Genomic DNA, 12,494 nt, shown 5'->3' with positions numbered 1-12,494 from the left:
GTCACGGGCGGACCGGCTCAGGGCCGAACGGCCCCAGCCATGCCCCTGTGGCCCCTGCACGACCGGTCCGGTCGGCACGACGCTGGAACCGGAAAAGGATTTCAGGAGGTGGAGACCATGCCCCGCCCCATCATCGTGGGCCTCGACGGCTCACCCGAAAGCCAGTCTGCGGCTGAATGGGCGGCCCGTGAGGCCGAACTGCGGCGAGTGCCGCTGAAGTTGGTGCATGTCTGGGGGCCCGTACCGGATCCGATGGCGCAGGCACCGCTCCTGGGCGCAAAGACGCAGCAGCACTGGAGCGAGCGGGTTCCGCGCGAGTCGGCCGAGGGACTGCGCCTGCGGCACCCCGGCGTCGAGATCACCGCGCAGCACCTCTCCGGGCGGCCCGCCGAGATGTTGTCCTCAGTGGCGAAAGGTGCCGCGCTGCTCGCCCTGGGCTCCCGTGGCATGAGCGGGGTCGGAGGGTTCCTGGTGGGGTCGGTGGGCCAGGCCGTCGTGGCGCGCGCAGAACGGCCGGTGGTGCTGGTCCGCGCCTTGGAACAGGCCGCGGACGAGCATCTGATGGACCCGGCAGGCATTCCGTCTGCCGCGACTCCTTACCGGCCCGTGGTCCTGGGTCTGGCCACTGACCGCGACCCGGACCCCGCGCTCGTCGAGTTCGCCTTCGAGGCGGCTCAACTCCACGCAACCGCTCTGCGGGTGGTCCACGGCTGGAATCCGCCGCCCTACTACGGCTATGGCCTCGCCACCGACCTCGACTTCCACAACGAGCTGTCCCGGCAGGAGGCCCTCGCGCTGCAGGACATCATGCGGCCGTGGCGGCAGAAGTTCCCCGCCGTCGAGGTCGTTGAGGAGTCCCGGTACGGAACGCCGGCCGACCAGCTGGTCAGCGCCTCGCGTGAGGCCTGTCTGGTCGTGGTGGGCCGTCGCGTCAGGCGGATTTCCCTCGGCGCCCACATCGGTCCCATCACGCACGCTGTCCTGCACCACGCCGCGGTCCCCGTCGCCGTCGTCGCGCACGGCCTCGGCACAGGAAGGTGACAACCATGGAACTGCCTCTGGTAGTGGGCGTCGACGGGTCGGAGACCAGTCTGCGCGCCGTCGACTGGGCTGTCGGCGAAGCCGCCCTGCGCGAGGTGCCTCTCCGGCTCGTGTACGCCTCGCTGTGGGAGCGCTACGAGGGGGCCGCTCTCGCCGAAGCGCTTGGCATGACCTCGGAACAGGTACAGGCCGACACCATCGTCGACGCCGCCGCGGAACGCGCACATCGCCGCGAGGCGAACGTGAAGATCTCCACCGAGGTACTGCGCGGAGAGCCGGTGCCGGAGCTGCTGCACGAGGGGCGTAACGCTTGCGCGCTGGTCCTGGGGTCCCGCGGACGCAGCGGCATCGCCGAGCTGCTTCTGGGCTCGGTGTGCCTCGCGGTCGCCGCCCGTGCCGACTGTCCCGTGATCGTGCTGCGCGGCAGTCACGACAACCAGGCGAAGCCCGCGGTGCGCGGGCGCGTGGTGGTGGGGGTCGGCGAACAGCCTCGGAGCGCGGCGGCCGTGCGCTTCGCCGCCCGGGAGGCGGCGCGGCGCGCGGTGCCCCTGGAGGCGGTACGTGCCTGGCGATGCCCCGCGCACGAGACCACTGACCATCCGCTCCTTGTGGGCGAACCGGCCCGGCTGCACGAGGAGCAGGCCGCAACGACCCTGGAAGCGGCACTGCTGGACGTCCCGGCGGAAGTGGAACTGCACCGGCGTACCGCCGAAGGCCCCGCCCAGAAGGTGCTCTTGGCCGCATCGACCGAAGCCGATCTGCTCGTCGTCGGCGCCCGACGCCGACACGGGCACTTCGGACTCCAGCTCGGCCGGGTCGCGCACGCGGTCCTGCACCTCTCCGCCTGCCCGGTCGCCGTCGTACCGCAAAGGGTATGAGCGCCGTGAGCGGCTCAGAGGCCCGCCACGTGGTCAGGGACGTATGTCTGCAGGTCACGCGGCGGACGTACGTAGCCGGTCGACGGTGGCCGGGAGGGCAGCTCCAGCACCGGCGGCGGCACCTCGTGGTACGGCAGGGAGCCGAGCAGGTGGGCCATCATGTTCAGCCGGGCCCGGCGCTTGTCGTCGCTCTCGACGACGAACCATGGCGCCTGCGAGACATCGGTGTGCACCAGCATCTCGTCCTTCGCCCGGGAGTACGCCTCCCAGCGTGTGATCGACTCCAGGTCCATGGGCGAGAGCTTCCAGCGCCGCGTCGGATCCTTCAGCCGGCGCCGGAACCGTTCCTGTTGCACCGCATCGCTCACCGAGAACCAGTACTTGCGCAGCAGGATGCCCTCCTCCACCAGCATCCGTTCGAAGATCGGGCACTGGCGCAGGAACAGTTGGTACTCCTCCTTGCTGCAGAAGCCCATCACGTGCTCGACACCGGCCCGGTTGTACCAGGACCGGTCGAACAGCACGATCTCTCCGGCCGCCGGCAGGTGCTCGATGTACCGCTGGAAGTACCACTGGGTGCGCTCGCGTTCCGTCGGCCTGGGCAGGGCCACGGTGCGCGCGACGCGCGGGTTCAGATGCTCCGAGACCCGTTTGATCGTGCCGCCTTTGCCCGCCGCGTCCCGGCCCTCGAACACCACGACAAGGCGGGCGCCCTCGGCCCGCACCCATTCCTGGACCTTCACCAGTTCCGTCTGCAGGCGCAGCAGCTCCCGCTCGTATGCCGCACGCGGCAACGTCGCCGACTTCTTTCCCGCCATGCCGCCCCCTCTGCTCGATGACGTGCCTCGATGACGTGCCTCGATGACTTACGGAGTCACCATGACCAAGGCCGAACACCAGGACAGCACGGTATTGACCGACAAGGAACTGCGCACCCTGGACGCCCACTGGCGAGCCGCCAACTACCTTGCCGTGGGCCAGATCTACCTCCTGGCCAATCCTCTGCTGACCGAACGTCTGACGCCCGCTCACATCAAGCCACGGCTGCTCGGCCACTGGGGGACCTCGCCCGGCCTCAACCTCGTGTACACCCACCTCAACCGGGTGATCAAAGCGCGGGGTCTGGACGCACTGTGCGTGTGGGGGCCCGGTCACGGCGGCCCCGCAGTGCTCGCGAACTCCTGGCTGGAGGGCAGCTACAGCGAGACGTACCCCGATGTCCCGCGCGACGCCGCCGGCATGGACCGGCTCTTCCGGCAGTTCTCGTTCCCCGGCGGAGTGCCCAGCCATGTCGCGCCGGAGACACCGGGTTCCATCCACGAGGGCGGTGAACTGGGCTACTCGCTCGCTCATGCCTACGGCGCCGCCTTCGACAACCCGGACCTGCTGGTCGCCTGTGTGATCGGTGACGGAGAGGCAGAGACCGGACCGCTCGCCGCTTCCTGGCACTCCAACAAGTTCCTCGACCCGGTGCACGACGGTGCGGTCCTGCCGATCCTCCATCTCAACGGCTACAAGATCGCCAACCCGACGGTGCTCTCCCGGCTCCCGGAGCCCGAACTCGATGCGCTGCTGCGCGGCTACGGCCACGAGCCCATCCACGTCACCAGCGACGACCCCAACGAGATCCACCGCGCCATGGCCGAAGCCTTCGACCAGGCCCTGGACCGAATCAAGGTGCTGCAGTCGACAGCCCGCGATGAAGGCGTGGCCGAACGGGTGCCCTGGCCCGTCATCGTGCTGCGCACCCCCAAGGGCTGGACCGGGCCCGCCGAGGTGGACGGCGTCCAGGTCGAGGGCACGTGGCGCGCCCACCAGGTCCCCTTGTCCGGTGTACGCGAAAACCCGGAACACCTGCGGCAGTTGGAGACATGGCTGCGCTCGTACCGCCCGGAGGAGCTCTTCGATGCCGCAGGGCGGCCTGCCGCCGATGTCCTGGCCTGTATCCCCGCCGGCGCCCGCCGGCTCGGTGCCACCCCGCACGCCAACGGGGGCCTGCTCGTACGGAACCTGCCCGTCCCGCCCCTCGACCGCTTTGCCGTCCCCGTCGACAAGCCCGGCGCCACCCAGCACGAACCCACCCGGGTTCTGGGCGACCTCCTCGAACAGGTCATGAAGGACACATCGGAGCGCCGCGACTTCCGTCTCGTCGGGCCGGACGAGACGGCCTCCAACCGGCTGGAAGCCGTCTTCAACGTCAGCGGCAAGGCCTGGCAGGCCCAGACCCTCCAGGTGGACGAGCACCTGGACCGCCACGGGCGGGTGCTGGAGATCCTCTCCGAACACACCTGCCAGGGCTGGCTGGAGGGCTACCTCCTCACCGGCAGGCATGGCCTGTTCTCCTGCTACGAGGCGTTCGTCCACATCGTCGACTCGATGGTCAACCAGCACATCAAGTGGCTCAAGACATCACGGGAGTTGCCCTGGCGGGCCCCCATCGCCTCTCTCAACTACCTCCTCACCTCGCACGTCTGGCGCCAGGACCACAACGGCTTCTCCCATCAGGACCCCGGCTTCGTCGACCATGTCCTGAACAAGAGTCCCGAGGTAGTCAGGGTCTATCTGCCGCCGGACGCCAACACGCTGCTGTCCGTGGCGGACCACGCCCTGCGCAGCCGCGACTACGTCAACGTGATCGTCGCCGGCAAGCAGCCGTGCTTCGACTGGCTCTCCATGGACCAGGCACGTGCCCACTGCGCCCGCGGTGCCGGAATCTGGGACTGGGCAGGCTCCGGCCACGGGGACCGCGAACCGGATGTCGTCCTCGCCTGCGCGGGCGACGTCCCCACCCTGGAGATCCTGGCCGCCACCGACCTGCTCCGCCGTCATCTGCCGGACCTGGCCGTGCGGGTCGTGAATGTCGTCGACATGACCCGGCTGCTGCCCCGCGAGGAACACCCCCACGGTATGAGCGACTTCGAGTACGACGGGCTCTTCACCACCGACAAGCCGGTGATCTTCGCGTACCACGGCTACCCGTGGCTGATCCACCGGCTCGCCTACCGCCGCGCCGGACACGCCCGCCTCCACGTCCGCGGCTACAAGGAGATGGGCACCACGACCACGCCGTTCGACATGGTCGTCCGCAATGACATGGATCGCTATCGCCTCGTCATGGACGTCATCGACCGGGTTCCCGGCCTCTCCGTGCGCGCCGCCGCCGTTCGCCAGGACATGGCCGATGCCCGCACCCGGCACCACGCCTGGATCAGGGGACACGGCACGGACATGCCCGAGGTCGCCGACTGGGCCTGGACCGCCTGAAACCCCCTACGTCGCAAAGGAGTTCACCGCCATGACCACACGTGTCGGCATCAACGGCTTCGGCCGCATCGGCCTCCGCGACCGCCAGTCCCGACTTCGCTGAGGAAGGAACGCTCATGAAGCACAACAAGGTCGGCTCCGTGATGACCACGGATGTCATACGCGCCGACTACGGCACCCCGTTCAAGGAAGTGGCGCGACTGCTCGCCGACCATCACATCAGCGGGCTGCCGGTGGTCGACGGCGACGAGAAGGTCGTCGGGGTGATCTCCGAGACCGACCTGATGGCCCGGCACGCCGCGGCCGCCCCCGACCCGTACCCGCCGAAGCGCCGCTTCCGGCTCCCCGCGCTGACCCGCAGCACCAAGGAGCAGGCGGCGAAGGCGAAGGCCCGCACCGCCGGCCAGCTCATGACCGACCCGCCCGTGACCGTGCACGCCGAAGACACCATCGTCGAAGCCGCCCGCACCATGGCGCAGCGGCACGTGGAGCGGTTGCCCGTCCTCGACGAGGAGGAGCGGCTCGTCGGCATCGTCACGCGGCACGACCTGCTGCAGGTCTTCCTGCGGCCCGACGCCGACATCCGTGCCGAGGTGATCAAGGAGGTTCTGGTGCGCACCCTGTGGCTGGCGCCTCAGATCATCGAGGTGTCCGTGGCCGAAGGTGTGGTCACACTCGCCGGACAGATGGAGCGCAAGAGCGAGACGGAGATCGCCGTCTCCATGACGCGCCAGGTCGACGGGGTCGTCGCGGTGGTCGCCAAACTCACCTACCGGCTGGACGACTCACACCTCAGGCCGGACGACCAGGCACTGCACGGCGTCACCGAAGACTGGCTGCGAAAACTGTGAGAGGAGGCGGACCGCCATGCCCAGCAGCGTGTTGGTCGCCTACGGAACGACGAACGGTTCAACTGCGCGGATCGCGCGGACCATTGCCGAGGTCCTGCGCAAGGCAGGCATGTCGGCGAAGGCGATGCCCGCCGGATCTGTGACGGATGTGGGTTCCTACGACGCAGTAGTGGTCGGAGGCGGGCTGTACGCCGGGCGCTGGCACAAGGACGCCCGGCGCTTCATCCGTCGCCATGACCGCGAACTGGCCGGTCGGCCCCTGTGGCTCTTCAGCAGTGGTCCGCTCGACGCGTCGGCCTCGGAGCGCGACATCCCGCCTGTACCCGGCGTGAAGCGGGCCATGGTCCGGCTCGACGCCAAGGAACACACCACCTTCGGAGGGTGCCTCGACGAGGGGGCGAAGGGATTCATCGCCCGGAAGATCGTCTCCTCCGGCAAGGGCGGGGATTTCCGCGACTTCGCAGAGATCGAGGCCTGGGCGGGCCGGATCGCGACCCGCCTCACGGGCGAGCCGAAAGCCGGCTGACCAGCGCAAGGAGGCAGTCATGAAGGCGCTGGGTGACGTCCCGGCCGTCGAGCCGGGCCGGGTCCTCGGCCACGAGGCCGTCGGCACCGTGCAGTAGGTCGGAGCCTCCGTCACCACGGTGCGTCCAGGAGACCTCCTGGAGGACCTCTGGATCCGCAATGTCAGGATCACCACTGGGCTCGTGGACACCTGCTCCACACCGACGCCGCTGCGCATGGTGGCAGCCAAGCAGTTGGACGTCGGCGGGTTCGTCACGCACCGCTTCGGCCTGTGGGAGATGCAGGAGGCGTACGACGTCTTCGCCAGGCCGGAGCAGAGCAGGGCACGCTAGAACAGCCGCTTCACGTTGTCGCCGAACGTCCAGCCCTTCGAGCCGTCCCAGTTGATGGACCACGTCATCAGGCCCTTCAGCGCGCCGTTGTAGTGGTTCCACGCCTGCGACACCAGGCTCGGCGCCATGTAGCCGCCGCCCGCGCCCGGTTGTGCGGGCAGGCCCGGGACCTGCTTGTCGTAGGGGACCTTGATCGTGGTGCCCTGGATGACGAGGCCCTTGTTCAGGCAGTCCGTCTGCGCCACGAAGCCCTGGACGGTTCCGGCGGAGTAGGAGTCGCCGGAGCAGCCGTACATGCTGCCGTTGTAGTACTGCATGTTCAGCCACCAGAGGCGGCCGTTGTCCGCGTACTTCTTCACGATGGGGAGGTACGCGCCCCAGATCGAGCCGTACACCACGCTCCCTCCGGTGACGTACGCCGTTTCGGGCGCCATCGTCAGGCCGAAGTTGGCAGGCATCCGGGCGAGGACACCGTCGATGATGCGGATGAGGTTGGCCTGCGAGGCGGAGAGCTGGTTGATGTTGCCGCTGCCCACTAGGCCGGTCTCGATGTCGATGTCTATGCCGTCGAAGTTGTACTTCTTCAGGATCGGCACCACGGTCTCGACGAAGCGGTCGGCGACCTTGCTCGAACTGAGGTCGATACCCGCCGTCGCGCCGCCGATCGACATCAGGATCGTGGCGCCGTTCGCCTTCGCCTGGCACATCTCGGCCGGAGTGGCGACCTTGACCGTCGAATCCATCCCGTCCTCCCACAGGACGGTACCGTCGGAACGGATGACGGGGAACGCCGCGTTGATCACGTTGTAGCCGTGGTCACGCATGCGGGTGTCGGTGATCGGGGTCCAACCGAACGGCGGGTGAACGCCGTTGGCGGCTCCGTCCCAGTTCTCCCAGTAGCCCTGGAGCACCTTCCCTGCGGGCTTCGACTTGACCGCGCACGTCTCGTCCTGGGCGCCCTTGACGCCCTGAGTTCCCTGAGTGCCCTGGGCGTTGGGGGCCGCTTGCGCGGCGGCCTGGGTGCTGTCCTGGGGGTCCTGCGACGGCGCGGCGCCCACGAGCACCGGCACGGCGAAGGCCATCGCCAGACCGATCGCCAGGAGGCGGGACGGCGCACGGCGCGGGGCGAAGGCGCGAGGAGAGGTTCGGGATGACACGCTTACCTCCTGGACTGTGGTGCCTGGAGACGTAAGTGGTGCGACGCGCCACACCGTAAAGAGGTCCAGACCTGCCGTCAATAGGTCTGGACCAGACCGATCGACGAGCAGGAGACCTCCCCCTCATGGACATCCTCGACTCCCAAGACCCACTGGCCGTCACGGTGACCGAGGCCATCCGGAAGGGCGACGTCCCCGCCCTGCGTCAGCTCCTGGCCGACCACCCCGCCCTGGCCGCCAGCGGCATCAGCCAGGACGGCCCCGCCGCGGGCCGGCGGAGCCTCCTGCACATCGCCACCGACTGGCCCGGCCACCGCCCCGACTCCGCGGCGGTCATCGGCACGCTCGCCGCGGCGGGCGCCGACCCCAACGCCCGCTTCGTCGGCGCCCACACCGAGACGCCACTGCACTGGGCGGCAAGCAACGACGACGTCACCGCACTGGACGCCCTCATCGACGCGGGCGCCGACATCGAGGCCCCCGGCGCCGTCATCGGCGGCGGCACCCCGCTCGCCGACGCGCGCGGCTTCGGCCAGTGGCGGGCGGCCCGCAGGCTCCTGGAGCACGGGGCCCGTGCGGATCTGCAGGACGCGGCCACCCTTGGCCTCCTCGACCAGGTCGAGGCCTTCCTCTCCGCCCCCGACTCCCCCACCGGGCCCGAGATCACCAGCGCCTTCTGGGGCGCCTGTCACGGCGGCCAACTCCCCACGGCACGGCGCCTCTTGAAGCAAGGCGCAGACGTGAACTGGATCGGCTACGACGACATGACGCCTCTGGACATCGCCCGCACGCAGGACGCCGCCGACGACGTAGTCCAGTGGCTGCTCACCCAGGGCGCGAAGGGACACGCGGAACTCGGGTGAGTCACCGAGCCCGGCTTCACGCGCCTGAGCCCCCGAGGGCGCCGTCGGCCGAGAAGGCGCCGTCGGCCGCGAAGGCCAGCTTGGCAAAGCGTTCGCCCATGCGGCGGTGGGTGGCCGCGTCCGGGTGGAGCTGGTCGGGCAGCGGCAGCTCGGCCGAGTCGTCGTCCCCGTACAGTTCGCGGCCGTCGAGGTAGTGCAGATTGGGATCCTCGGCCGACCGCTGCTCCACGATCCGGGCCAGCTCGTCACGGATGATCCCGAGGGTCAGCTTCCCGCTCGCCGTCTCCTCCGGTTCGCCCATGGCGACGAACCCGAGCCGCCCCTCCCCGAGGGCATTGAAGTCCGGCGCGCTGGGGCCGGGCGTGTCCTCGTGGATGGGGCACAGGATGGGCGACACGACCAACAGCGGTGCGGTGGGGTGACCTTCGCGGATGGTGTCGAGAAACCCGTGGACTGCGGGCCCGAAAGCACGCAGGCGCATGAGGTCGGCATTGACCAGATTGATGCCGATCTTGATGCTGATCAGGTCGGCAGGGGTGTCCCGCAGGGCGCGCGCGGTGAACGGGTCGAGCAGGGCGCTGCCGCCCAGACCGAGATTGATCAACTCCGTGCCACCGAGGGAGGCGGCGAGCGCGGGCCAGGTGGTGGTGGGACTCGCGGCGTCGGAGCCATGGCTGATCGAACTGCCGTGATGCAGCCACACCTTGCGGCCCCGGTCATGTGCGGGCTCGATGGGCGCGTCGGTGCGCAGCGCGACGAGTTCGGTGCTCTCGTTGTGCGGCAGCCAGATCTCGATGTCCTTGTCGCCGCCGGGCAGTTCGGTGAAGCGCAGGGTGCCGACGGGGCCCGACGTGCGCTCGGCGGATCCGGTGGTGAGGTCGATGGTCAGGGTGTTGCCGCCGTTCACGGTGGCCTGACCGGCCAGGCGGCCGTCGACGAGCAGGTCGTACAGACCCTCCGGGCGGGGCGGGGCGCCCACGTAGACACGCTTGGTGGGCAGCGCGTCCAGTTCGACGGCGGTGGCGCGGGTACGGAAGGCGAGGCGTACGCCGGAGGGCTGGGCCTCCGCCATGGCCAGTTGCCCGTCGGTGCACTGGGCGCGGGCCCGCGCGGGCAGCCGGTGCGGCAGGACGCCGTGCTCGGTGTGCTCCAGGTCGAGGGCACCGCGCAGGATGTCCGCGGTGATGGGCGTGCTGATCCAGTCGTGCTCGGTGTCCATCTCGGTGTCCGTCTCGGTGTCCATGTCTCCGCCTGCTGATCAAGGTGGTTGGGGGCGTGGGGCCCGGGTCAAGGCACGGGCCCCGATACGGGCACAAGGCCCGGGTCAGGGCGCGGGCCAGTTCCGCAACAGGGCGTCGAGGGCGTCCAGGACGCGTGACCACGTCTCCTGCGAGTCGGGCTCACTGTGGCTGAAGCCGCCCGCCAGCTCCAGGCTGACGTAGCCGTGGAAGACGCTGCCCAGCATCCTGACCGCGTGGGTCTGGTCGGGCTCCGTCAGGTCGTAGCCGCGCAGGATCGCCCGCGTCATCTGCGCGTGCCTGCCGCCGGCGCTGGCGGCGGCCGTCTCCGGGTCGAGCCTCAGCTGGGCCGCGGCGTAACGCCCGGGGTGCTCCCGGGCGTAGTCGCGGTAGACGTTGGCGAGCGCGGTCAGGGCGTCCTTCCCGGCCCGCCCGGCCAGGGCCGCCGCACCCCGGTCGGCGAGTTCCTCCAGGGAGAGGAGGGCGATCCGGGTCTTGAGGTCCTGGGAGCTCTTCAGGTGCGAGTACAGACTCGCGACCTTGACGTCGAACCGTCTGGCCAGAGCCGAGACGGTGACCTGCTCGAAGCCGACTTCGTCGGCCAGCTCCGCCCCGGCCAGGGCCAGGCGCTCCGTGGTCAGTCCTGCGCGAACCATGCCCTCACCTCTCCTTCGACTCCCCGACAGAACCGATTATGCAGCTGCCTAATACCTTTAGGCAAATCTGCTAGTCGCTTAGGGAGACGGCGGCACCATCAGACCGTCTTGACCGTGCCCCCGTCGATCACGTAGTCGGCACCGGTGACGTTGCCCGCAACGCCCGACAGCAGGAACGTGATCAGCGACGCCACCTCCTGGGGCTCGGTGATGCGCCCGCTCGTCACGCCGAACGCCTCCGGGATCTGCGCGAGGAACGCCCCGTGCTCGACCCCCGCACCGGCCGCGACCTTGCCGCCGAAGCCCTCGGGGTCCTCCCAGATGGCGGTGCGCACCACTCCGGGCGAGACGGTGTTGACCCGCACGCCCCGGGGCCCGAACTCCTCGGCGAGCGACTTGCTCAGCGAGGTGAGCGCCGACTTCGCCGCGCTGTAGGCGACGGGACCGGCCGCGGGCAGGCGGGAGTTGATGGACGAGACGTTCACGATCGCGCCGCGGCGCTCGATCAGACTGGGCAGCGCGGCACGGCTGACACGGACCGCGCTGAGCAGGTTGAGGTCGAAGACGCCCTGCCACTGCGCGTCGTCGGTGGCGAGGAAGCCGACCGGTTCCACGGCGTCACCGGCGCCGACGTTGTTGACCAGCAGGTCAATGCCGCCCAGCTCGGCGAAGGCGCCCTCCATGAGCGCGGCCACCCCCTCCGGAGTACCGAGGTCGGCCGACACGGCGAAGGCTCCCGCCTCCTTGAGCTCGGGGGTGATGGTGCGGGCCGCGCCCACGACGCGTACACCCTCGTCGATCAGGGTCCGGACGGTGGCCAGACCGATCCCCCGGCTCGCACCGGTGACGACGGCGGTCTTGCCATTGAGGTCGAGCTTCATGCTGTTCCAGCTCCTTCAAGCAACAGTTTTTGAACTACAAGTACAGAACACGGGTACACGTCAACAGCGCAGATCGACTGAAGATCGAGGACTGAACTACAGAACTACGAAACTCCGGAACCACCGAGCACCCAGCACCCAGCACCGGATGCGGCGGCACACCGAACCGACGAACTCAGCGCGGGAGAATCAGGGTCAGAGAGAGTCGACCGTCGCGTCGATCACCCGGGAAAGGCGCTCCGGCCCCTCCGCGACCCGCGCCATCAGCCGCAGGCCGACGACCGTGGTCAACAGGAGACTCCCGACGGCGCGCGCGTCCCGGCCGGAGTCGATCTCCCCCGCCCGCTGCCCCTTCTCCACCAGAGCGGAGAAGGCCTCCTCGGTGCGGTCGAACATACGCCGCACCAGGTCGGTCGCCACCTCGTCCGTCCCGGCCAGCTCCGCAGCGGTGTTCACCGCCATGCAGCCGCGCCGGTCCGGATCGGCGAGGTCCATCTCAACGAGCAGCCACAGCGCCGCGCGCAACCGCTCCTTCACGGGCCCCGACTCCTCGAGCATCTCGATGAGAGCCACGGCCTGACTGTCGCGGTAGCGGCGCAGCGCCCGCTCGAAGAGCGCGTGCTTGCTGCCGAAGGTGTTGTAGAGACTGCCCTTGCCGATACCGAGCGCGTCGACGAGGTCCTGGGGCGTGGTGGCGGCATAACCCTTGCGCCAGAACACGTCCATGGCCCGCTCGACGGCGGCGTCCGGATCGAACTGCTTCGGCCTTCCCATGATCAGGAGCCTAAGCCTTTCTTGACCCGAAGGT

The 12,494-nt window shown here is 69.4% G+C and carries 12 protein-coding genes and 1 pseudogene; 7 read left to right on the top strand and 6 right to left on the bottom strand.

Translation table 11 applies throughout. The features are described from left to right. Positions 1 to 117: 117 nt before the first annotated feature. Both AC07AG_RS01855 and AC07AG_RS01850 read left to right on the top strand, forming a co-directional pair. Positions 118 to 1,041 (top strand): universal stress protein, encoded by a 924-nt coding sequence (locus AC07AG_RS01855; protein WP_478750819.1) that lies wholly within the window; start codon positions 118 to 120, stop codon positions 1,039 to 1,041. A gap of 5 nt (positions 1,042 to 1,046) precedes the next feature. Continuing rightward, positions 1,047 to 1,919 (top strand): universal stress protein, encoded by an 873-nt coding sequence (locus AC07AG_RS01850; protein ID WP_478750817.1) that lies wholly within the window; start codon positions 1,047 to 1,049, stop codon positions 1,917 to 1,919. Positions 1,920 to 1,933: 14 nt separating this feature from the next. On the opposite strand, the gene ppk2 is transcribed toward AC07AG_RS01850, so the two are convergent. Further along, entirely contained in the window at positions 1,934 to 2,737 is an 804-nt protein-coding gene (gene ppk2, locus AC07AG_RS01845) for a polyphosphate kinase 2 (protein ID WP_478750815.1), read from the bottom strand. 61 nt (positions 2,738 to 2,798) lie between these two features. Here ppk2 and AC07AG_RS01840 point away from each other — a divergent pair, with 61 nt between their 5' ends. The 4 genes and pseudogenes from AC07AG_RS01840 to AC07AG_RS01825 form a co-directional block, all read left to right on the top strand. Next, positions 2,799 to 5,183 carry a phosphoketolase family protein gene (locus tag AC07AG_RS01840; protein WP_478750814.1) on the top strand — a complete coding sequence of 795 codons (2,385 nt, stop codon included), beginning with the start codon at positions 2,799 to 2,801 and terminating at the stop codon, positions 5,181 to 5,183. 116 nt (positions 5,184 to 5,299) lie between these two features. Beyond that, positions 5,300 to 6,034, top strand: coding sequence for a CBS domain-containing protein (locus AC07AG_RS01835; RefSeq protein WP_478750812.1), 735 nt, complete (start codon positions 5,300 to 5,302; stop codon positions 6,032 to 6,034). Between the two features lie 16 nt (positions 6,035 to 6,050). Then, complete coding sequence (locus AC07AG_RS01830; protein WP_478750810.1) at positions 6,051 to 6,560, top strand: flavodoxin domain-containing protein; 510 nt, start codon at positions 6,051 to 6,053, stop codon at positions 6,558 to 6,560. Between the two features lie 136 nt (positions 6,561 to 6,696). Further along, positions 6,697 to 6,891, top strand: a pseudogene (locus AC07AG_RS01825) (alcohol dehydrogenase); the annotation flags it as partial. Here AC07AG_RS01825 and AC07AG_RS01820 read toward each other — a convergent pair. Beyond that, positions 6,888 to 7,973 (bottom strand): chitinase, encoded by a 1,086-nt coding sequence (locus AC07AG_RS01820; protein WP_478752179.1) that lies wholly within the window; start codon positions 7,971 to 7,973, stop codon positions 6,888 to 6,890. The pseudogene AC07AG_RS01825 and the gene AC07AG_RS01820 sit on opposite strands and share 4 nt — an antisense overlap. A 200-nt stretch (positions 7,974 to 8,173) precedes the next feature. On the opposite strand from AC07AG_RS01820, the gene AC07AG_RS01815 reads away from it, so the two are divergent. Beyond that, positions 8,174 to 8,911 carry an ankyrin repeat domain-containing protein gene (locus AC07AG_RS01815; RefSeq protein WP_478750808.1) on the top strand — a complete coding sequence of 246 codons (738 nt, stop codon included), beginning with the start codon at positions 8,174 to 8,176 and terminating at the stop codon, positions 8,909 to 8,911. Positions 8,912 to 8,927: 16 nt separating this feature from the next. Here AC07AG_RS01815 and AC07AG_RS01810 read toward each other — a convergent pair whose 3' ends face one another. From AC07AG_RS01810 to AC07AG_RS01795, 4 genes are all read right to left on the bottom strand, one after another. Further along, positions 8,928 to 10,130 (bottom strand): GDSL-type esterase/lipase family protein, encoded by a 1,203-nt coding sequence (locus AC07AG_RS01810; RefSeq protein ID WP_478752177.1) that lies wholly within the window; start codon positions 10,128 to 10,130, stop codon positions 8,928 to 8,930. 105 nt (positions 10,131 to 10,235) lie between these two features. Continuing rightward, a complete protein-coding gene (locus AC07AG_RS01805; RefSeq protein WP_478750806.1) occupies positions 10,236 to 10,805 on the bottom strand; it encodes a TetR/AcrR family transcriptional regulator in 570 nt (189 codons plus the stop codon). A gap of 98 nt (positions 10,806 to 10,903) precedes the next feature. Then, positions 10,904 to 11,686, bottom strand: a complete 783-nt coding sequence (locus AC07AG_RS01800) for an oxidoreductase (RefSeq protein WP_478750804.1) — start codon at positions 11,684 to 11,686, stop codon at positions 10,904 to 10,906. Positions 11,687 to 11,881: 195 nt separating this feature from the next. Continuing rightward, positions 11,882 to 12,460 carry a TetR/AcrR family transcriptional regulator gene (locus AC07AG_RS01795; RefSeq protein ID WP_478750803.1) on the bottom strand — a complete coding sequence of 193 codons (579 nt, stop codon included), beginning with the start codon at positions 12,458 to 12,460 and terminating at the stop codon, positions 11,882 to 11,884. Positions 12,461 to 12,494: the final 34 nt, after the last annotated feature.

Source organism: Streptomyces sp. NPDC044044, assembly GCF_056434405.1.
Note: the sequence above shows the minus strand (reverse complement) of the source record. Positions and strands in the feature narration are given on the sequence as shown.